The sequence below is a fragment of the Aeromonas sp. MR7 genome, assembly GCF_963899385.1.
GTDB classification, from domain to species: Bacteria; Pseudomonadota; Gammaproteobacteria; order Enterobacterales; family Aeromonadaceae; genus Aeromonas; species Aeromonas bestiarum.
This window is the reverse complement of the sequence record NZ_CAWQXH010000011.1, coordinates 1,208,463-1,228,099: the sequence shown is the minus strand read 5'-3', so window position 1 is coordinate 1,228,099 and position 19,637 is coordinate 1,208,463. Positions and strand designations below refer to the sequence as shown.

Genomic DNA, 19,637 nt, shown 5'->3' with positions numbered 1-19,637 from the left:
TGAGCTAGTCTCCGAGAGCTATTTTGAAAGGGGTAAACATAAAAGAAGCGGCCCTTGGGCCGCTTCTTTCAGAACAGGAACTTATTCCTGATTAGCGGTGATGTAATCGATAGCCGCTTGAACAGTGGTGATCTTCTCGGCTTCTTCATCAGGAATTTCGGTATCGAATTCTTCTTCCAGCGCCATTACCAGTTCAACGGTATCCAAAGAGTCAGCGCCCAGGTCGTCGACGAAGGAGGCAGCGTTTTTAACGTCTTCCTCTTTAACACCCAGTTGTTCGATGATGATTTTCTTTACGCGTTCTTCGATGTTGCTCATGACCTGAATTTTCCTTTAAAAATACGCTATTGCGTCTGGTTGGGGTAGTTTATTCAATTGACGTGAGTTTGCAAGTAGCTTGCCGCTGGTCAAACCACGAAATTCGCCAAACTTCGGCGTACTATCGCAAATTTGAACAGATCTCACGACAAATTGATTACACCATGTACATCCCGCCATTAACATGCAGGGTTTCGCCAGTGATATAGGCGGCGTCATCAGACGCCAAGAATACCACAGCTGCGGCAATTTCTTTTGGATCGCCCAAACGGGCGGCAGGCACCTGATTCATGATGCCGGCACGTTGATCGTCATTCAGGGCACGGGTCATGTCGGTCTCGATGAAACCGGGCGCAACCGCATTCACTGTGATACCACGGGATGCCACTTCCCGTGCCAACGATTTGGTAAAGCCAACCAGACCCGCCTTGGCGGCGGCATAGTTGACCTGGCCCGCATTGCCCATGGTACCGACCACTGAGCCTATGCTGATGATCCGGCCATGACGCTTCTTCATCATGGCACGCAATACCGGCTTGCTCAGACGGTACAGTGAGGTGAGATTGGTGTCGATGATTTCATTCCACTCATCATCTTTCATGCGCATCAACAGGTTGTCGCGGGTGATGCCGGCATTGTTGATCAGGATGTCGATCTCGCCAAAGCGTGCCTTGATGGCCGCAAAGACAGTTTCGATGGATTCCGGACTGGTCACGTTCAGTGCCATGCCGCAACCCTGCTCGCCCAGATAGGCGCTGATCGCCTCTGCGCCGCTCTCGCTGGTCGCAGTGCCGACGACTTTTGCGCCACGGGCCGCAAATGTTTCGGCAATCGCCCGGCCGATGCCACGACTGGCACCTGTCACCAACACAACCTTATCGGTAAAACTCATGATCTGCTCCTGTTTACTTGGACTGGGCCAGCGCCAGCTCGAAAGAGGCAGCATCGTTGGCGTGAATGCCTTCCACGCGCTTGTCAATGCGCTTGGCCAGCCCGGTCAATACCTTGCCCGGCCCCATCTCGATCTCGAGGGTGACACCCTCATTGGCCATCCGCTCCACCGTCTCGGACCAACGGACCGGACTGAACAGCTGACGCACCAGGGCCTGCTTGATGGCGGCCGGATCCTGTTCACAGGACACGTCGACATTATTGATGACTGCGATGGTTGGAACCTTGATCTCGATCCCGTCCAGCGCAGCCGCCAGTTTTTCTGCCGCCGGTTTCATCAGAGCGCAGTGGGAGGGTACGGAGACCGGCAACGGCAGCGCACGCTTGGCACCAGACTCTTTCATCAAGACGTTGGCGCGCTCAACCGCTTCCTTGTGACCGGCGATCACCACCTGGCCCGGGGAGTTGAAGTTGACCGGGGACACGACCTGACCTTGCGCCGCTTTTTCGCAGTTGGCGGCGATGGCCTCGTTGTCCAGACCTATGATGGCGGCCATGGCACCTGTGCCTTCCGGTACCGCTTCCTGCATGGCCAGACCACGCAGTTCAACCAGTTTGACCGCGTCGCCAAAGGCCAGGGCACCGCTGCACACCAGGGCGGAATATTCCCCCAGGCTGTGACCGGCCATGACGGCGGGGGTTGCCCCACCCTGCTGTTGCCACAGACGCCAGAGCGCGACGGAGGCGGTCAGCAGCGCCGGCTGGGTACGCCAGGTCTTGTTCAGATCTTCAACCGGACCATCCATCACCAGGGCAAACAGGTCATAACCCAGCACCTGGCTCGCCTCGGCGAAGGTTTCCTTGATCACGGCGTGCTGCTCGGCCAGCTCGGCCAGCATGCCGACGGTTTGGGAGCCTTGTCCCGGGAAGGCAATGGCAAATTGGGTCATCATTGATTCCTTTAAGGTAAGACGAAAACGAAATCGGTCGCGGGATGGCGCAGGGCCCCATCCCGCTGAAGATCAGAGGCGAACCAGCGCCGAGCCCCAGGCAAAACCACCGCCGAAGGCCTCCAGCAGCACCAGCTGACCCGGTTTGATCCGGCCGTCGCGCACCCCTTCATCGAAGGCGATGGGCACGGAGGCGGCAGAGGTATTGCCGTGCTTGTCGAGGGTCAGCACCACCTTGTCAAGGCTCATGCCGAGCTTCTTGGCGGTCGCGCTGATGATGCGGAAGTTGGCCTGATGCGGCACCAGCCAGTCGAGCTCGCTCGGCTCGACACCGGCTGCGGCCAGGGTTTCGGTCACCAGCTCGCTCAGGCGGGTTACCGCTACCTTGAACACATCGTTGCCCTTCATATACATGTAGGCTTCGAGTTCGGCGCCCGGCATGCCACGACGAGGGTGTGGCAGCTTGAGCAGATCGCCATAACGGCCATCGGCATGGAGATGAGTCGACAGTATCCCTGGCGTCTCGCTGGCACCAACCACTACGGCGCCGGCACCATCCCCGAAAATGATGATGGTGCCGCGATCTTGCGGATCGCACATGCGGGACAGCACATCGGCACCGACGACCAGCACATGGCGGGCGGCGCCGGATTTGACGAACTGATCGGCGATGGAGAGTGCGTAGGTGAAACCGGCGCAGGCGGCCGCCACATCAAATGCGGGGATGCCGGGCACGCCGAGCAGCCCCTGCAGCTCGCAGGCGGCGGCCGGGAAGGCGTTCTCGGCGCTGGTGGTGGCCAGCACTATCATGTCGAGATCGGCTGCGGTCAGACCCGCAGCATCCAGGGCGCGCAGGGCGGCCTGGTGAGACAAGGTGGCGACGGTTTCGTCGGCACCGGCAATACGGCGTTCACGGATCCCGGTACGTTCCACGATCCACTCATCACTGGTTTCAACCATTTGCTCGAGATCGGCGTTGGTACGCACTGAACTCGGCAGATAACTGCCAGTACCCAGAATTTTGCTATGCATAGAGTTCTTATAGATCCCTGTCGGAAAAGACAGATTCAAGGCGATCTGCTATTTGCAATGGAAGTTGATGCTTGGCCTCTTGTGCGGCCAGCAGGATCGCATTACACAGAGCGCGCCGTTCGGCCCGCCCATGGCTTTTTACCACAATGCCGCGCAATCCTAACAGACTTGCGCCGTTATACTGGTCGGGGTTCAGGTAAGAAAAACGTCGTTTGAACATAAATCCGGCGATACGGCCAAGAAAACTGCGTTTCTTGCGGGGATATCCGGCCAGTTGGGCCATCATCCGTACCACACCTTCCGCCGTCTTGAGGGCGACGTTGCCGACAAAACCGTCGCAGACAATCACGTCGCACTCGCCGCTGAAGATGCGATCCCCCTCGACGAAGCCGACGAAATTGAGCGCGCTGCACTGACGCAGCAGCTCTGCGCTGTGACGCACCAGATCGTTGCCCTTGATCTCCTCCTCCCCCACGTTGAGCAAGGCGACCCGGGGAAAGGCGATGCCTTCCACCTTCTCGGCCACCACTGAGCCCATCACCGCAAATTGCAGCAGGGTGTCGGCATCGCAGCTCACGTTCGCCCCCAGATCCAGCATCACGGTACGCTTGCCACTCAAGGTCGGCAGCGCCTTGATGAGCGCGGGTCTGTCGACACCGGGCAGGGATTTGAGCACGCACTTGGCCATGGCCATCAGGGCACCGGTATTGCCGGCACTGACGCAGGCATCGGCCTCACCGGCTTTCACCAGATTGAGCACAACCCGCATGGAGGAGTCTTTCAGGGTACGCAGCGCCACGATCGGCTTGTCGCCCATGCCAACCACCTGGGATGCATGTACGAAACGAACGCGAGGATGAGTCAGCAAGCCATGTTGCTGCAACAAGGAGATAGTCTGGTGCTGATCACCGACCAGGATCAGTTTTAACTGGGGCAAAAGAGACAGTGCCTGCACGGCGGCAGGCACTGTTTCCGAGGGGCCAATATCTCCCCCCATTATGTCTAGCGCGACAGTTTGCGTAGACAAAGGCAATCCTTAAGCGATTACCTTTTTACCGCGGTAGAAACCATCGGCAGTCACGTGGTGACGACGATGAATTTCACCACTGGTCTGATCAACAGTCAGAGCTGCACTGGTCAGCGCATCGTGTGAACGACGCATGCCACGCTTGGCACGGGTTTTACGGTTCTGTTGTACGGCCATTGTAGGCTAACTCCTAGATTCACTTACGTTTAAGCTCTTCAAGAACTGCAAAGGGATTCGGCCGCTCATCAGCAGGTTTGATATCACCCCAAGTCATCTCCATGTTACCGCGCGGGCAAGCATCCATCGGATGCATCGCCACCTGAGGCAACGAGAGGATGAGTTCATCCTCCAGGATTTGATGAAGATCTATCTCGCCGTTTTCGTCCAACTCAATGGGCTCATAAGCTTCCGGCAGTTCTTCCTCGTTTGTTTTTTCAAACAGCGGAGTGTAGATAAAATCAGCTTCACAAAGGTGTTCGAATGTATCTCCACAACGCTGGCAAACCAGGTCGACCTTGGCATGGGCAGTGCCTTTCATAACGGTCAACTTCTGGACATCTTTGCCAAAGTGCAGTGATACGTCGACATCACTCTGCAAGCCTGCGGTTGATGCCTCCAGCCTGGGCATCTGCGACTTTTCCACTATCCCGACATAGTCGAGCAGCTTCAAGGCATTACGGACTGGATCAACCTTAACGGGCAACTTCACCTTTTGCATAGGGCGCGAATATTATAGGTCCAACAACTGATAGTCAAAGGAAAAAGTCCTTACCGCCGATGATTTTAACCATACAAGTCCCTGAGATGCCGGGACTTGTTCTCATCGGTGGCTGATTATGCCATAAACCTGAGGATCCTACACAGGATCCTGCCTGCATTCGGCACATATCGAGTGTGCCGCGGTCTCGCTGACCTTGTCTCTGTTGCCGCCTCAGGAATGCGTAATCCGAAGTCTTGTTGTCAAATGACCGCCACAGGGCCCCGCCCCCTTCATCCGCCGCGGCAATCTGCGGGCAATGTCTGCTGACCACTGGCCATGTTTATCTGGCGGCAGCGTACCAACTCAGCCACTTCACTCCAACCCCCTGCGATCGACCGAGGCACCGATACTGCGAGAGGATGCCGGTTCACAGATGCTTTTTCATGCCAAGTCATGACCGTCTTTCATTCACGTCCCCCTGTAGTTACCAGCAGCCTCTTATATCCAGCCACCGATTAACGATATTGAGCCTTCTTAAAACAAGGGCGTTATCACGGTCAGCAAGGGCAGAGTCAATATTTGGTGAAGAGGAAATAGAAGTAACTCCCTCATATGACTGCGATGGGGAATATGTTATATCAACTGTTCTGATTACATGTCATGGCTTATCGGGAAGCTCCCCCCTAGATTAAATACGCCAGCAGTGCTGGCGCATGACATGTCATCAATACCCATCACTGGGTATAACAAGAGTGGGTTTCAAGGTTCATGAATGACGTTTTACTCGCATCCAGCAGAACCGGGGCACAATGGGCATAACCTGTTGCCCCATCGGTGGCGCGCAGGGTACTGATATAGGTCCCCCGAGGATAAGATATAAAGGTGGAGCCTCCCGCCGGAACATCTCTGGTGTCATAAATGCCCTCTCCTATGATTTCAATATAGGCGCTGGCACGGGAACTCTGATTCATCAGCGTCAGGCTCACAAAGTCTCTTGGCGTCTGCGCAGCCGCGGCACTGAGCGCGTCCATCGCCGCCGGAGCGGCCGCAGGCTGCACCTCATCAGCCGCCATGACGCCCATAGTGCCCAGTGACAAGCACAGCAGGGCCGCAAATATAGGTAATTTTTTCATGATATATCCTTATATGGTCAGATGGTGACTAGCACGGCAAGAAAGATCCTGTTTCTTGAGGATCGCTATATTAGCCTCCTTGCCATTGGCTCTTCATTCGGTTTTAACGGATGGAGATATTGGCGCCAGAAATGACGATAAGGTAAAAAGGGTGTTAAAACCTGAACTGGAAATTAACGAAAATGATTTATTCATGCGTGATATTCCCTCCCCGGTCAAAACAACTGACAAATACTTGTCTGCCACAATGCAGATAAAGATGGGAAATGAACGAAGTATGATAAATATCATGGGGTTGGCGCTATATACTGTTTTTCATGACCTAGATATGAGCGACTTACTATTTATCCTGATGGTCTGGCAGTGAAAAGACACAGGCAAGTCTCTTGATAAAGATCATATTTAAAGACGCCCAGGCTTAAGCCTGGAGAATACCCATCAAGGGCACACCTCAAGGAAGAACCTGGCATGAATGCCACTTGCCAGCAGAGTGTTGCCGCGCACACGCGCAAGGTTGGGGTGGCACGGCTTCCATCAGCCGGCGAATGGCTCGAAAGCTGTCCAGCGCCGCCTGGGTGGCAATCGGATTGACGAGCCAGCTCGGCAGGCTGTCGCCCGGGTTGGTGTAGGTTTCAAGACGCACCAGGGTGGTGCCGTTCAGTTGTGGCAATGCCTCCCAGCGCCCTTCACTGGCCCGGATCCGCACTCGCCCCGGATGGGGTGGCAGTGCATCGGGCGCCGCCCATACCGTCAGTTGCAGGCTGCAATCGGCATTGCGCCGCAGGCGGGAATGAGTGATCAGCTCTCGTTCCTGCACCGGCCAGGGAGCTGACAAGCGGGTATACACCAGATCTTCATCGGGCGCCGGCTTTGCCAGCACGCGCACCTCCAGGCTCTGGGGCAGCCACTCCTGATGACGGGCGGTATCGCGCAGCACGGCCAGCAGGGCGGATGGGGGCGCCGCTACGTTCATTTCCAGGCGCAGGGCCAGAAATGTCCCCGGTGGGTGGGCGCGGGTCCATAACAAGATGCCGGCCTCCCCCGTCTGCAGTTGCCACCCTTGTCCCCATGCCGGCAAACAGAGCAGCCACAGCAGCCATATTCCATGTCTCGTCATCTGATGCCCTCGCCTGATCCTGCTTATGCTTATAGCCGCTTTTCGGCTGGCAGGGCGGTCTGTCTGCTGGCGGGCCGACATGTCCCGGGCAGATGGTGGCTAGCCGGGCTCCCCCATGTGTTCGTGATAGAGCCGCTTTATCTCGTCTCGCAGCCAAAGCACCTTGGTGTTGTAGTTGTTGCGCTTGTGCCAGAGCAGGATAAAGGCGATGTCGAGCTGTCGATACAGTGTTTCTTCCAGCGGCAGTGGCAAGGAGATCAGGCTGTCGTGATGCAAGCTGGCATAGCTGGCGCAATAGGACGGCACGACCGCTATCAGCTCGTGGGCGGATTGGGCGGCAATGTGCAGCGCCTGCTCGAAGCTGGAGACCCGGATCGGCACCCGCCGGCTGAGTCCCTCATCATCGAGCAGGCTGTCGAGCGCCCAGGCATCGCTGGCCTCCCACACCACGCTCACATGGGGGTAGGCGAGAAAATTGTCCAGGCTCCACTTGCGGGCCAGCAGGGGGTGATCCTTGCGCAGAAACACCACGGGTCTGTCTTCGAACAACACCTCGTGATCGATGTAATAAGGCAGGCGGTTGACCCGGGCCAAGGAGCTAGGGTGCGTCTCGCGAGCACAGAAACCGAGATCGGCATCGCCATTGATGATGTCGCTGAGGGAGTGGTGATCCCAATTCATCACCTTGATGGTCGACTTGCGGTACTTCTCGTAGATGACCATGGGCAGGCTGTTGAGAAAGCTGATGTAAAAGGGGGACTCCAGCACCAGTCTGAAGGCTGCCCCTTCCGGAATCGCGTTGCCGCAGAGGGAGGCTATGTTGCCCGACAGCTGAAACCACTCCTTGAGCTCCTCTTCCAGACTCAGCGACAGGTTGGTGGGCTCCAGTCCCCGCTGCGTACGGATAAAGAGCGGATCGTCAAACCAGTCGCGCAGGCGAGCCAGCGCCTTGCTGACCGTCGGCGCCGTGACATTGAGCCGCTTGGCCGCCTTGGTCGCGCTGCGCTCTTGCAACAACAGCCTGAAGACCACCAACAGATTGAGATCGAGTTCGACCAGGGGGCGCATGATCAGATTTTCTCCACGGACTGGGGATCGCAGGGCACCTGGTCGGCCATAGGCCCCATGATGCGAAAGGCGAGATAGAGTAGCACGGCGAGAAGGAGCGAATAAGCCAGCAACAGGAGGGGCGCCAGACCAAGCCAGCCCATCAGCCAGATATAGAGCGCCGAGCTGGCTATCTGAATGATGCACAGAGTCGCACTGGCCAGGGCGATCTGGTGCTCGCAACTGGCGAGGGCCTCGCCCATCGCGATGCCGAAGCTGGCGGAAAAACCGATGCAAACGAAGGCAAAGCCAAGACGGATCAGCCAGAGCGCCCACAACGGCGAGGAACCATCATGGGCCAGCGCCATCAACAGTGCCTCCTGCCGGGAGGCCAGCAGCAACAAGAGTGCCACCCCCAAGGCGCCGTGGGCCCAGGCCAGCACCCTCTCCTTGCCCCACCGGCGGATCAGCACGGGATTGAGAAAAGAGGTGATCATGCTGATCGCGGCCATCGCCATCATGATCTCGGCGTAACCTGCGGTATCCAGCCCCATCCCCGTCATCAATATCATGGGTGAGGTACTGACATAGGTCAGGATGCAGGTCATGCCGGTACTGGTCAGGCCGCACATCCACAGATACTGTCTCGTGCGCAAAAATCCAAGGCGTTCGGCAGAATGGGAAACGGTCTGTCTCCCCTCCCCTGGGCGGGTTTCCCGCAGCCAGAGCAGGGTCACCAGCGCCACCACGGCGCCGAGCAGGGCCATGGCCTGGAAGATGGCAGGCCAGTCGAAGCGGGCCAGGATCAGATAACCGAGCAGCGGCGCCAGCACGGGGATCACGCAGATGACACCGTTGATCATCGACAGGACAGCCGCCAGCCTGGCCGGCGCCAGCACATCCCGCAGCACGGTAAAGGTCATGATGTAGAGGGTGCCGGCCCCTATCCCCTGACCGATGCGACCCAGCAGAAATGCCGTGATCGAGTCGGCACTGCCGGCAGCCAGCGAGGCCAGCACAAAGATGATGGCGCCCCCCAGGATCACCGGCTTGCGGCCATATCGGTCGGCCAGCAGCCCGCCCGCCAGCACGGTAGCGGCCATGCCAAACAGATAGGCTGAAAACGCGGTATGCAACTGCGCCGCACTGGCCTCCAGCGCGACTCCTATCTGGGGGAGCGCGACCAGATAGAGATCTATGCCCACCGGGTAGAGGGTGATCATCAAGAAACAGCAAACAAGGTAGGGACGCATGACAACTCCAGCAGCAGGGGACTGTCGCCCACCCAGGGCATGACAGTCGGATAAGCCTGCCACTATAGGGAAGAGGCCGATGAATGAGTCGATAGCGACACTTTCCAATCTGGAAACCGGGGGCAATCGCACGCCCTTCGCACTGCGGCCACACGGAATGAATCCGGGATACCAGCAGATCATGCCAAATACGAAAATCCCATCAGGTATTTGCCCGGCTCACGGCGCGGCGATACCATCGGCGCCTGACCGCATCGAACCAGGACATCACAATGCCAACACAGCTGATCCTCGCCTCCACTTCCCGTTATCGCAAAGCCCTGCTGGAAAAGCTCGCGCTTCCTTTTGAATGCGCGGCCCCCGAGGTGGATGAGTCTCCCCTGCCCGGCGAACCGGCCGAGGCGCTGGTGGCGCGGTTGGCCCTTGCCAAGGCAAGCGCCATTGCCGACCGGTTTGATCAGGGACTGATCATAGGGTCCGATCAGGTGTGTGTCTGCGACGGCCAGATCCTGGGCAAACCGGGTACTGTGGAAAAAGCAGTGGCACAACTGATGGCCGCGCAAGGCCGCAGCGTCACCTTCCATACCGGCCTGTGCGTACTGGATGCCGCCAGCGGCCGGGCCGAGCAGCTGGTGGAGCCTTTCACCGTGCACTTTCGCACCCTGGATGAGGCAACCCTTCGCCGCTATGTCGAGGCTGAGCTGCCCCTCGATTGCGCGGGCAGTTTCAAATGTGAAGGCATGGGGATAGTGCTGTTCAAGGGGCTGGAGGGGCGCGATCCCAACGCCCTGATCGGCCTGCCGCTGATCGGCCTGATCGAGCTGCTGGCGCGCCATGGCCTCGCCCTGCCCTGACGGGAGCGACATGCCAGCAATGAAAAACGGGAGCCTTGGCTCCCGTTTTGTCATCTCTTCATCAGACATGTAGCAAGGCTAACCCAGCAACCGCTTGAGCTCATCCATGGTATCGACAACGGCAAGCGGACCATGTGCCTGCAACCGGCGCTTGTCATGCACGCCCCAGCTCACCCCGATCCGCGGCATGGCCAGCGCCTCTGCCATCGCCATGTCGTGGATGGAGTCGCCAATCATCACCGCCTGGTGCGCAGCCAAGCCCAGCTCATCCAGAATTTGCGTCAGCATCAGGGGATCGGGTTTGGAGTTGGCCTCGTCCGCACCACGGGTGGCGGCAAACAGCGGCCGCAGTCCGGTATCATCCAGCACCCGATCCAGGCCGCGGCGCGACTTGCCGGTGGCCACCGCCAGCGCTATCCCCTGCCCGTGCCAGTGGTGCAGCAGCTCGCTCGCCCCGACAAACAGCGGGCTAGGCGTGGCGTCATGCACATAATGGTGACGGTAACGAGCGATCAGGGCGTTGGCCCGCTCGCCCCCCGGCGCCAGCGCAAACAGTTGTGGAATGCCGACCTCCAGGCTGAGCCCTATGATCTGATGCGTCTCTATCGCAGTGGGCACAGGCTCGCCGCAATCGCGAGCCGCCCCCGCGACGCAGGCGACAATCCGGCCCACCGAGTCCATCAGGGTACCGTCCCAGTCGAAAATGGCGAGTCGGACCGCCTTCATCAGCGAGCCAGCTTGTTCAGGAAGTTGTCGAGTTCAGGCGCGAGCGGGGCTTCCACCTGCATCTCGCGACCGTCGACCGGATGGGTAAAGCTCAGCTTCCAGGCATGCAAAAACAGCCGTTTCAGCCCTTGGCTGCGCATTTTCTCGTCAAAGGCCGCTTCCCCATACTTGTCATCACAGGCGATGGGATGACCGGCATGCTGGGTATGCACCCGGATCTGGTGGGTACGGCCGGTGATCGGGCTGCACTCGACCAGGGTGGCCTCGGCAAATTGACGGGCGATGCGGAAACGAGTTTCCGATGGCTTGCCGTCACTGCTGACCCGCACCACGCGTTCACCGGATTGCAGATCGTTCTTGCGCAGCGGCGCATTGACCACCTTGACGTGTGCCTGCCATTGGCCGCGCACCAGCGCCAGATACTGTTTGCGCATGGTCTTGACTCGCAGTTGCTCGTGCAGGCTGCGCAGGGCGCTGCGCTTCTTGGCAACCAGCAGTACGCCTGAGGTATCGCGATCCAGCCTGTGTACCAGCTCCAGGAAGCGGGCATCCGGGCGCAGGGCGCGCAGCCCCTCGATGACGCCGAAGCTCAAGCCGCTGCCACCGTGCACGGCCATGCCGGACGGTTTGTTGAGCACTATCATGGCGTCATCTTCAAACAGGATCTGGCTCTCCAGACGCTGGATGCTGCCGAGGTTGGCCGAGGGCAGTTCGTTTTTCTCGGCAACCCGCACGGGAGGAACCCGCACCTCGTCGCCTGGGCAAAGTTTGTATTCCGGTTTGATGCGCTTTTTGTTGACGCGCACTTCCCCTTTTCGAAGGATGCGATAAATCAGGCTCTTGGGGACGCCCTTTAGCTGAGTCTTGAGAAAATTGTCGATGCGCTGCCCTTCATGCTCAGCTTCGATGGTGAGCAGCTGCACTTGTTGTTGTATCTGTGTCATGGCGCGGATTTTAACACCGCCGGCGGCCCTTGGCTGCATGCTTTGTTGAAAAATGGCGCCTTGCTATAAAAGTGGTTTAAATGGGATAATAAACAAGGTTTTGTCATTGTGTTCAAGCCTTGTACTAAGTGGCCAAAATTTATGCCACCCAATCCCGAAACACCGTGTATACAAGAACATGACGGTTCCCGGGTGCGAGGTACAGCGCATGGAGAACACAAACAGAACCGATTATTTGTCTCCACACCGGCATCCTTAATTCATGCCTTCTCGAGAAGGCCGAACCAGAGCGCCCTTAGTTTGCGCCTCATGCATACCCCAACCGGGAGGTTGCCCAAGTATGCTGAAGACCCGAGGCCGGCGCCGGCAGGATCCTGTGGAGGAAATCAAAATGACAAAATAACGAGAACTCAATGAAAAGAATGCTAATCAACGCGACTCAGGAAGAGGAGTTGCGCGTAGCGCTGGTTGACGGACAACAGCTCTACGATTTGGATATTGAAAGTCCGGGACACGAGCAGAAAAAAGCGAACATCTACAAGGGTAAAATCACCCGCGTAGAACCCAGTCTCGAAGCTGCTTTTGTCGACTATGGCGCCGAGCGTCACGGTTTCCTGCCATTGAAGGAGATCGCCCGCAATTACTTCCCCTCCGGTTACTCCTATCAGGGTCGTCCCAACATCAAAGAAGTGGTCCGCGAAGGCCAGGAAGTCATCGTCCAGATCGATAAGGAAGAGCGTGGCACCAAGGGTGCAGCCCTCACCACCTTTATCAGCCTGGCCGGCAGCTACCTGGTGCTGATGCCGAACAACCCCCGTGCCGGTGGTATCTCCCGCCGCATCGAGGGTGATGAACGGACAGAACTGAAAGAAGCCCTGAGCGGCCTGACAGTGCCGGACGGCATGGGCCTCATCGTGCGTACCGCCGGTGTGGGCAAATCCCCGGAAGAGCTGGAATGGGATCTCAACGTTCTGCTCAACCACTGGGACTCCATCCACAAGGCGTCACAGGACCGTACCGCTCCCGTGCTTATCCACCAGGAAAGCAACGTGATCGTGCGCGCCATTCGTGACTACCTGCGTCGCGATGTCGGCGAGATCCTGATCGACGACCCTGTCATCTTTGAACGTGCCCGTGCTCACATCGAGCTGGTTCGTCCCGATTTCCTCAACCGCGTGAAGCTGTACAAGGGTGAAGTTGCCCTGTTCAACCACTTCCAGATTGAGAGCCAAATCGAGTCGGCCTTCCAGCGCGAAGTGCGCCTGCCCTCCGGCGGCAGCATAGTCATAGACCCGACCGAAGCACTGACCTCCATCGATATCAACTCCTCCCGCGCCACCAAGGGCGGCGATATCGAAGAGACGGCGCTGCAAACCAACCTGGAAGCGGCCGACGAGATTGCCCGTCAATTGCGTCTGCGCGACCTGGGGGGGCTGATCGTCATCGACTTCATCGACATGACGCCGGTTCGCCATCAACGCGAAGTGGAAAACCGTCTGCGTGAAGCCGTGCATCAGGACCGCGCCCGCATCCAGCTGGGCCGGATCTCCCGTTTCGGTCTGCTGGAGATGTCTCGCCAGCGTCTGCGTCCCTCCCTCAACGAGTCCAGCAGCCACATCTGCCCCCGTTGCCAGGGTCAAGGGGTCATCCGTGACAACGAATCACTGGCCTTGTCCATCCTGCGTCTCATCGAAGAAGAGGCCATGAAGGACAACACCGAGCAGGTTCATGCTCAGGTGCCGGTCGATGTTGCCGCCTATCTGCTCAACGAGAAGCGCGCCTCCATCGCCAGTCTGGAACAGCGTAATGAAGTACGTCTGTACATCATTCCGAACCAGCATCTGGAAACCCCGCACTACGAAGTGACCCGCATTCGTCAGAACGAGATCCCGGAAGCGGCCAGCTACGAGCTGAAAACCGAGATTGCCAAGCCGGTCTACCAGCCGAAGCAGGCTCAGGTGATCGAACGCGAGCAACCGCTGCTGCAAGGCTTCGTCCAGGCTCCTCAACCGGCTGCGCCTGCGCCCGTCGCGGCACAGCCACAGGTTGCCGCCGAAGCGGGTCTGTTTGGCAAGCTGTTCAAGGCCATCTCCGGCTTGTTCGGTTCCGACACCGCCCCTGCCGACGTGAAGGCTCCTGCCGAGAAACCGGCTGCGCCGCGGGAAGCGCGCAAGGATGAAGGTCATCGTCACCAGCGTGATGAAAACCGTGGCCGTGGCCAGCGTCCCCGTCGCGACGACAACCGCAGCAACCGCAACACGGCGGAAGCCGGCGAGAAGCGCGAAGGCGCGGCCAATCGCGAGGGTGGTGAGAACCGCAATCGTCGTCCGCGTAAAGAACGCGAACCGCGTCAAGAGCGTGAGCCCCGTCAGGAACGTGAAGCCCGCGGTGAAGTGCGCACTGAACAGCGCATGGAACGTGAGCCCCGCGAACCTCGTCAGGAACGCGAACCGCGCGCCCCGCGTCCGGCTCGTGAGCCCCGTGCACCGCGTGAGCCCCGTGCCGAGCTGGTCGTTGAAGCGGTAGAAACCGTTGAAACTGCCGTCGTCAGTGCCGAGCCCCAGCAGGAAAAAGAGCAGAAAGTCGCCGAGCGCCGCGAACGTCGTCAACTGCGCAAGCAGATCCGTGCCGATGTCCCGGCCAGCAACCCTGCTGCCCAGCCGACTGATGAGCCGGTTGCTGCCGTGGCCGATGCCGCTGACACAGTGGAACAGAGTGACGAACAGGCCGACGGCCAGCGTCGTTCCCGTCGTACGCCGCGCAGCCAGCGTATCGAAGGTCAACGTCGCAAGCGCATCAACGAAGATGCCCGCAGTCAGCGCGATGATGAAGAGCAGCAAGCAGACACCCCTATCCTGACCACGGCAGCCCAGGCTGATGCGGCTCAGGTGAAAGTGGAAGAGCCGGCTGTGCCCGTCATCACGATCCCGAGCGCCGAAGCCATTGCCGCCGCCGTACAAGCCTCTGCTGCACTGACCGAGCATGTGGTGGTGGAAGCCGTTGCCGAGGAAGCCCGTGAGCAAGCCGAAGCCGTGGCGATTGCCGCCCCCGTCGTGACCGAAGCCCAGGTTGAAGCTGCCCCTGTTGTGGCTGCCGAGCCGGTTGTCGCAGACGTGGTGGCCACAGCTGTGGTTGCCGAAGCGAGCGTCGTTGTCGCACCTGCTGACGACGTCGTTGCGACTGTGGCCCCTGTCATCGAGGCGGCTGCCGAGGTTGTTGCACCCGTTGTCGTGGAGGCCGCACCTGCAGCTGAACCAGCACCCCAGGTTGCTGAACCTGTTGCTGCCGTGGTCGCCGAGCCAGTTGCAGCCGTTGTTGTTGCCCAGGCCGAGCCGGTAGCACCCGCTGCCGTCGCTGCGCCCGTGGTCAACCAGGCCAAGAAAGGCGCCGGTCTGCTGGCCGGTGCCCGCAAGGCTTCTGCCCCGATGGCAACGCCGGCTGCGGCACCCGCCCTGCCTGCGCAGGCACCTGTCGAGCAGGCACCGCTGGTGCGCAATGACGTGACAAGCTCTGGCCGTCATGGTGGCAGCACGGCTGCTGTCAACATGGCAACCAGCCCGGCTGGTCGTCCTTGATTGCCAGCCAGCTAGCCTGATGGAAAAGAGCCACACACTGCGTGGCTCTTTTTTTATCTTCCGTTTGGGCTCGGGTGTGAACCGAGTCACTGACTCCCAGCCTTCCCCCATCGCTTTTCTCTTGTCGCATCAAGCACTCTGTCACACCAGAGTCACTCCTTCTCCTCGCACGTCCGCCAATGCAAGAAGAGAGTCGCCCTCTGTACGGCCCAATAAGCTGCAACGCCTGGTTACCCCTCTCGCTGCCACATCAGAGCCACTGGTGACCCAAGCCAAGATCTCATCCTTTATCCCCCTGCCGCTTATGAGTCACCCTGTGTGCCCGTCAGACTTGTTGTCCATGCCCTGTGACGGTATCCGTCAATAGTACCCTGGCCTGGAGGTTACCCCATCAGCTCGGCTTGCCCCAGGTGACAACGCTCCCGCGCGCAGCGCCAAGCACAGACAACAGAATGAGAGGTTGCGCCTTTTCGCCCTCTTGGCTCCCCGCTTCAATCCCTATCAAACACTGAGCAAGACCTTATGTCTTGCAACGGATGGCACACAGCGCAGCATAGGAGCGTCCGGGTTTGACGTCCCTATTGCTGTAGACAGTCGTTGAGTAGGCTGGATTATTCACTTCGCTCAATCTATGTTGCTATGTGTTTAACATTACAAGTTTGATGGCATATAAAGAGTCAGCAGCATCAGAAGCAAGTCATCGACTCTTTTCCTGCCCGTCAGCCCGGGCCAGATGATCTGCACTCTCCCAGCCAAAAAACGGGGCTGAGCGGGATCTGCGGACATGAAAAAAGGGCCCGTAGGCCCTTCGTCAATACATGAGGTTGCGCTGTCATCAGCCGCCAAACAGGTGGTGGCTGATGAGGAACAGGCCACCAGAGAGCAGCATGGTGAGCGGCAGGGTCAGCACCCAGGCCATCAGTATGGTCTTGATGGTCTGGCTCTGCAGGCCTGACTTGTTCGCCACCATGGTCCCCGCTACCGCAGAGGAGAGGATATGGGTGGTGGAGACGGGCATACCAGTCAAACTGGCAACACCGATGGAGGCAGCCGCCGTGATCTGGGCGGCGATGCCCTGACTGTACGTCATGCCGGTGGAACCAATCTTCTCACCGACCGTGTAGACGATGCGACGCCAGCCCACCATGGTACCGCAACCCAGCGCCAGTGCGATGGAGACGATAACCCAGGTCGGGGCATATTCGGCGGTCGCCGTCAGATCCTTGCGCCATTTGGCCAGATCGGTCAGCTCCTTGGCCGGTAACGGCAGCTTGGAGACCTTGCGCGCGGTATCGTCGATGCAAAGCAGCAGACGGCGCACTTCACGACGGTCGGTCAGATCCAGCTCTTCATAGGTCCGTACCTGGCCGAGACGATTGTCCAGGGTTGCCATGGCTTGCAGTGCGCCATTCGCCGCACAATGGGTCATCAGCTCTTCCTGGGCCTGAGCAGGCACCTTGAAGTCCACCACATGAGCAACCTGCTCATGGTTGCGCTGATAGATCTCCATGATGCGCTGGTTGGCATCCTGGGTACGATCCAGATCGTAGGAACGGCTGTTCATGTCCAGGGCAAAATAGGCGGGTGCCATGCAGATCAGCACCAGCATCACCAGGCCGATGCCCTTCTGACCATCGTTGGAGCCGTGCACGAAGCTCACGCCCATAGCGGAAGCAACCAGAGTGAGGCGAGCCCAGAACGGCGGATGCTTCTTGCCGTCCACCAGCAGGCGCTCTTCCGGGGTCTTGTGGATCTTGCTGCCCAGCCAGACTCGCTTCATGGCAAACAGCAACAGGGCTGCCACGACAAAGCCGACGGTCGGGGAGATGATCAGGGAAAGCATGATGTCGATCGCTTTGGCGACGTTGATACCCTGAGTCAGCGGCTGATGGTTGAGCCAGGCATAGGCACCGCCCACCCCCAGGATGGAACCGATCAGCGTGTGAGAACTGGAGGCCGGAATGCCCAGGAACCAAGTCCCCAAATTCCAGACAATGGCGGAAAACAGCAGGGAGAACACCATGATCAACCCCTGGGTGGAATCCATGCCCAACAGCAAATCAATCGGCAGCAAGTGGACAATGGCATAGGCTACGCCCAGACCGCCGAACATGACGCCAAAAAAGTTGAAGATCCCGGATGCGACGACCGCCAGGTGAGCCGGCATCGCCTTGGTATAGATAACCGTTGCTACCGCGTTGGCGGTATCGTGAAAGCCATTGATGAATTCATAGGCCAACACAAAAAAAACGGCCAATACCAAACCGATTGACCATAACAAACCCAAACCACTAAACATTTCAAACATAAAAACGAACCTGTTTATGAGTTGCGGCGGATTATGCCAGAAGGCTGGTTGCGCCATACCCGTTGTTGAAATATTTCAGTAAGAAAAAAAAAGAGCTTTCTCTCAAAAAATAGCTTAGATCCAGCAATCATGCGGCTTGTCCATGATTAATTAAACAGATCCAAGCTGACAAAGACAATCTCCAAACGGGAACAATTCATCACGATATCGCCCGGCGGCACCGGATCTTGCTCGGCGTCACCGTCAGCTTTCGACCGACAGAATCGCGACATCTGTACAAAGGGCAAGCAAAAGCAAGCCACTCCCCTGCCCCATCACACCCGTCCCATCTTGCCTTGCCGCCCAAATCCGACGGCGAAGGGCGCCACTGGCGCCCTCTTGTTTAACAGATTGCAACCGGATCCGCTGTCGACCGGATCACGCACCACCGATCTCAATCCTGATTCATACGGCTGGCAACGGCGCCCTGCTGGCTCTTGTACTTGGCATTTTCCCGCTTGTTGTAGGGACGTGCCGCTGCCCCGGAGAGCATCTCGAAGTTCAGTGCGCCTATCTTCATCTTGGGACGCAGCGCCAGCGGCAACTTGCCGCCGTTGTAGAACTCCAGCACGATGCGACCGGACCAGCCCGGATCGATCCTGTGAGCGGTGACGTGTACCATCAAGCCGAGACGGGCCAGAGAGGAGCGGCCATCCAGCCAGCCAACGATGTCGGCCGGCAGAGTAACGGATTCATAAGTCACCGCCAGTGCCAGTTGGCCCGGGTGCAGATAGAAGGCTTCCCCATCCGCGATGTGGATCTCGTCGCTCATCACCCGATCGATGGCGTCGGCCATCTCGCTGCTCGGGCCGCTCAAGTCGATATAGGGGGCCGTGTGATCGCGAAACACTCTAAACTCGTTGCCCAGCAGCACATCGACGCTGACGCCGCTGATCCGCTCAACACCGGGTCTTGGCTCAATGACGATCTTGCCTTCATCCAGATGACGTTCAATATCGGTATCACAAAGGCGCATTGGGCGACTCTCCTGACAAAATGTTCATTTAAAAAAGCCGGGCATCACCCGGCTTGTTTCATCTTAACCAATCAACATGTGGCGGATACGCGCCTTGAGCATGTCGATGGCGATGCGGTTCTTGCCACCGCGTGGCACTATCACGTCCGCGTACTGCTTGGAAGGCTCGATAAACTGCAGGAACATGGGACGTACCGTCTTCTGATACTGCTTGAGCACGGAATCCATGGTACGACCGCGCTCTTGCACGTCACGCACCAGACGGCGCAGCAGACAGATATCCAGCGGGGTATCCATGAAGATGGAGGCATCCATCAGATCCCGCAAGCGGCTGTCGGTCAGCAGCAGGATCCCTTCCAGAATGATCACCCGGCGCGGGGCGAAGGGGGTCACCTCGCTCATGCGGGTGTGCTCTGTGTAGGAGTACTGGGGAATGTTGACCGCGTCGCCTTTCACCAGCTGGCTCAGGTGCTGTACCAGCAGATCGTGATCCAGGGCATTGGGGTGGTCATAGTTGGTCTTGACCCGCTCTTCCATGGTCAGGTGGGTCTGATCACGGTAGTAGCAATCTTCGGTGATCACACCAATCTGACCCGCGCCCAGTTCGGCCACCAGCTCTTCATAAATGGTTTGGGCTATGAGGCTCTTGCCGGACGCGGATGCGCCAGCAATACCGATGATCACACACGAATGTTGAGTATCAGACATTGAAAATACCTAAAGAGAAGAGCAGTGGGGATTGTTTAA

19 protein-coding genes are annotated in these 19,637 nt (G+C 58.4%); 3 read left to right on the top strand and 16 right to left on the bottom strand.

Annotation, left to right across the window (positions count from 1 at the left end):
* Window positions 1-81 precede the first annotated feature (81 nt).
* From acpP to AACW87_RS10460, 8 genes are all read right to left on the bottom strand, one after another.
* The gene (gene acpP, locus AACW87_RS10495) at window positions 82-318 is read right to left on the bottom strand and encodes an acyl carrier protein (RefSeq protein WP_005300909.1); all 237 of its coding nucleotides are present in this window, start codon (window positions 316-318) and stop codon (window positions 82-84) included.
* 157 nt (window positions 319-475) lie between these two features.
* Window positions 476-1,210 carry a 3-oxoacyl-ACP reductase FabG gene (gene fabG, locus AACW87_RS10490; RefSeq protein ID WP_043555697.1) on the bottom strand — a complete coding sequence of 245 codons (735 nt, stop codon included), beginning with the start codon at window positions 1,208-1,210 and terminating at the stop codon, window positions 476-478.
* Window positions 1,211-1,223: 13 nt separating this feature from the next.
* Entirely contained in the window at window positions 1,224-2,159 is a 936-nt protein-coding gene (gene fabD / locus AACW87_RS10485; RefSeq protein ID WP_042866378.1) for an ACP S-malonyltransferase, read from the bottom strand.
* A gap of 72 nt (window positions 2,160-2,231) precedes the next feature.
* Window positions 2,232-3,191 carry a beta-ketoacyl-ACP synthase III gene (locus tag AACW87_RS10480; RefSeq protein WP_043555695.1) on the bottom strand — a complete coding sequence of 320 codons (960 nt, stop codon included), beginning with the start codon at window positions 3,189-3,191 and terminating at the stop codon, window positions 2,232-2,234.
* A gap of 7 nt (window positions 3,192-3,198) precedes the next feature.
* Window positions 3,199-4,218, bottom strand: a complete 1,020-nt coding sequence (gene plsX / locus AACW87_RS10475) for a phosphate acyltransferase PlsX (RefSeq protein WP_241324952.1) — start codon at window positions 4,216-4,218, stop codon at window positions 3,199-3,201.
* A gap of 9 nt (window positions 4,219-4,227) precedes the next feature.
* Window positions 4,228-4,395, bottom strand: a complete 168-nt coding sequence (rpmF, locus tag AACW87_RS10470) for a 50S ribosomal protein L32 (protein ID WP_005311492.1) — start codon at window positions 4,393-4,395, stop codon at window positions 4,228-4,230.
* Between the two features lie 19 nt (window positions 4,396-4,414).
* Window positions 4,415-4,936, bottom strand: coding sequence for a 23S rRNA accumulation protein YceD (gene yceD, locus AACW87_RS10465; protein WP_241324951.1), 522 nt, complete (start codon window positions 4,934-4,936; stop codon window positions 4,415-4,417).
* A gap of 716 nt (window positions 4,937-5,652) precedes the next feature.
* On the bottom strand, window positions 5,653-6,051 hold the full coding sequence (locus AACW87_RS10460) for a hypothetical protein (RefSeq protein ID WP_241324950.1): 399 nt from the start codon (window positions 6,049-6,051) through the stop codon (window positions 5,653-5,655).
* A gap of 55 nt (window positions 6,052-6,106) precedes the next feature.
* Here AACW87_RS10460 and AACW87_RS10455 point away from each other — a divergent pair, with 55 nt between their 5' ends.
* Window positions 6,107-6,418, top strand: coding sequence for a hypothetical protein (locus tag AACW87_RS10455; protein ID WP_241324949.1), 312 nt, complete (start codon window positions 6,107-6,109; stop codon window positions 6,416-6,418).
* 84 nt (window positions 6,419-6,502) lie between these two features.
* On the opposite strand, the gene AACW87_RS10450 is transcribed toward AACW87_RS10455, so the two are convergent.
* From AACW87_RS10450 to AACW87_RS10440, 3 genes are all read right to left on the bottom strand, one after another.
* Window positions 6,503-7,168 (bottom strand): START domain-containing protein, encoded by a 666-nt coding sequence (locus AACW87_RS10450; RefSeq protein WP_241324948.1) that lies wholly within the window; start codon window positions 7,166-7,168, stop codon window positions 6,503-6,505.
* A gap of 99 nt (window positions 7,169-7,267) precedes the next feature.
* Window positions 7,268-8,236 (bottom strand): HTH-type transcriptional regulator YidZ, encoded by a 969-nt coding sequence (yidZ, locus tag AACW87_RS10445; RefSeq protein ID WP_241324947.1) that lies wholly within the window; start codon window positions 8,234-8,236, stop codon window positions 7,268-7,270.
* Between the two features lie 2 nt (window positions 8,237-8,238).
* Window positions 8,239-9,468, bottom strand: a complete 1,230-nt coding sequence (locus tag AACW87_RS10440; RefSeq protein ID WP_241324946.1) for an MdtL family multidrug efflux MFS transporter — start codon at window positions 9,466-9,468, stop codon at window positions 8,239-8,241.
* A gap of 272 nt (window positions 9,469-9,740) precedes the next feature.
* On the opposite strand from AACW87_RS10440, the gene AACW87_RS10435 reads away from it, so the two are divergent.
* The gene (locus AACW87_RS10435; protein WP_241324945.1) at window positions 9,741-10,322 is read left to right on the top strand and encodes a Maf family protein; all 582 of its coding nucleotides are present in this window, start codon (window positions 9,741-9,743) and stop codon (window positions 10,320-10,322) included.
* 78 nt (window positions 10,323-10,400) lie between these two features.
* On the opposite strand, the gene AACW87_RS10430 is transcribed toward AACW87_RS10435, so the two are convergent.
* Complete coding sequence (locus AACW87_RS10430) at window positions 10,401-11,048, bottom strand: HAD-IA family hydrolase (RefSeq protein WP_241324944.1); 648 nt, start codon at window positions 11,046-11,048, stop codon at window positions 10,401-10,403.
* Window positions 11,048-11,992 (bottom strand): 23S rRNA pseudouridine(955/2504/2580) synthase RluC, encoded by a 945-nt coding sequence (gene rluC / locus AACW87_RS10425; protein ID WP_241324943.1) that lies wholly within the window; start codon window positions 11,990-11,992, stop codon window positions 11,048-11,050. The genes AACW87_RS10430 and rluC overlap by 1 nt, the downstream gene beginning before the upstream one ends.
* A 413-nt stretch (window positions 11,993-12,405) precedes the next feature.
* Here rluC and rne point away from each other — a divergent pair, with 413 nt between their 5' ends.
* Window positions 12,406-15,567: a ribonuclease E gene (rne, locus tag AACW87_RS10420; RefSeq protein ID WP_241324942.1), complete on the top strand. Its 3,162-nt coding sequence runs from the start codon at window positions 12,406-12,408 to the stop codon at window positions 15,565-15,567.
* Between the two features lie 835 nt (window positions 15,568-16,402).
* Here the strand turns inward: rne and AACW87_RS10415 are convergent.
* The 3 genes from AACW87_RS10415 to udk all read right to left on the bottom strand — a co-directional run bounded on the left by AACW87_RS10415 (window position 16,403) and on the right by udk (window position 19,598).
* On the bottom strand, window positions 16,403-17,875 hold the full coding sequence (locus AACW87_RS10415) for an inorganic phosphate transporter (protein ID WP_042866360.1): 1,473 nt from the start codon (window positions 17,873-17,875) through the stop codon (window positions 16,403-16,405).
* Window positions 17,876-18,308: 433 nt separating this feature from the next.
* Window positions 18,309-18,890 (bottom strand): dCTP deaminase, encoded by a 582-nt coding sequence (gene dcd, locus AACW87_RS10410; RefSeq protein WP_043134827.1) that lies wholly within the window; start codon window positions 18,888-18,890, stop codon window positions 18,309-18,311.
* Between the two features lie 63 nt (window positions 18,891-18,953).
* Window positions 18,954-19,598, bottom strand: coding sequence for a uridine kinase (gene udk, locus AACW87_RS10405; protein WP_042866357.1), 645 nt, complete (start codon window positions 19,596-19,598; stop codon window positions 18,954-18,956).
* Window positions 19,599-19,637 lie beyond the last annotated feature (39 nt).

What these genes read in the sequence shown, in the direction of transcription:
- udk (WP_042866357.1), bottom strand. Translation starts at nt 19,598, where the DNA reads ATGTCTGATACTCAACATTCGTGTGTGATCATCGGTATTGCTGGCGCA.
- AACW87_RS10415 (WP_042866360.1), bottom strand. Translation starts at nt 17,875, where the DNA reads ATGTTTGAAATGTTTAGTGGTTTGGGTTTGTTATGGTCAATCGGTTTG.
- AACW87_RS10450 (WP_241324948.1), bottom strand. Translation starts at nt 7,168, where the DNA reads ATGACGAGACATGGAATATGGCTGCTGTGGCTGCTCTGTTTGCCGGCA.
- AACW87_RS10435 (WP_241324945.1), top strand. Translation starts at nt 9,741, where the DNA reads ATGCCAACACAGCTGATCCTCGCCTCCACTTCCCGTTATCGCAAAGCC.
- acpP (WP_005300909.1), bottom strand. Translation starts at nt 318, where the DNA reads ATGAGCAACATCGAAGAACGCGTAAAGAAAATCATCATCGAACAACTG.
- dcd (WP_043134827.1), bottom strand. Translation starts at nt 18,890, where the DNA reads ATGCGCCTTTGTGATACCGATATTGAACGTCATCTGGATGAAGGCAAG.
- AACW87_RS10480 (WP_043555695.1), bottom strand. Translation starts at nt 3,191, where the DNA reads ATGCATAGCAAAATTCTGGGTACTGGCAGTTATCTGCCGAGTTCAGTG.
- fabD (WP_042866378.1), bottom strand. Translation starts at nt 2,159, where the DNA reads ATGACCCAATTTGCCATTGCCTTCCCGGGACAAGGCTCCCAAACCGTC.
- fabG (WP_043555697.1), bottom strand. Translation starts at nt 1,210, where the DNA reads ATGAGTTTTACCGATAAGGTTGTGTTGGTGACAGGTGCCAGTCGTGGC.
- AACW87_RS10430 (WP_241324944.1), bottom strand. Translation starts at nt 11,048, where the DNA reads ATGAAGGCGGTCCGACTCGCCATTTTCGACTGGGACGGTACCCTGATG.
- yidZ (WP_241324947.1), bottom strand. Translation starts at nt 8,236, where the DNA reads ATGCGCCCCCTGGTCGAACTCGATCTCAATCTGTTGGTGGTCTTCAGG.
- rluC (WP_241324943.1), bottom strand. Translation starts at nt 11,992, where the DNA reads ATGACACAGATACAACAACAAGTGCAGCTGCTCACCATCGAAGCTGAG.
- rne (WP_241324942.1), top strand. Translation starts at nt 12,406, where the DNA reads ATGAAAAGAATGCTAATCAACGCGACTCAGGAAGAGGAGTTGCGCGTA.
- AACW87_RS10460 (WP_241324950.1), bottom strand. Translation starts at nt 6,051, where the DNA reads ATGAAAAAATTACCTATATTTGCGGCCCTGCTGTGCTTGTCACTGGGC.
- yceD (WP_241324951.1), bottom strand. Translation starts at nt 4,936, where the DNA reads ATGCAAAAGGTGAAGTTGCCCGTTAAGGTTGATCCAGTCCGTAATGCC.
- rpmF (WP_005311492.1), bottom strand. Translation starts at nt 4,395, where the DNA reads ATGGCCGTACAACAGAACCGTAAAACCCGTGCCAAGCGTGGCATGCGT.
- AACW87_RS10440 (WP_241324946.1), bottom strand. Translation starts at nt 9,468, where the DNA reads ATGCGTCCCTACCTTGTTTGCTGTTTCTTGATGATCACCCTCTACCCG.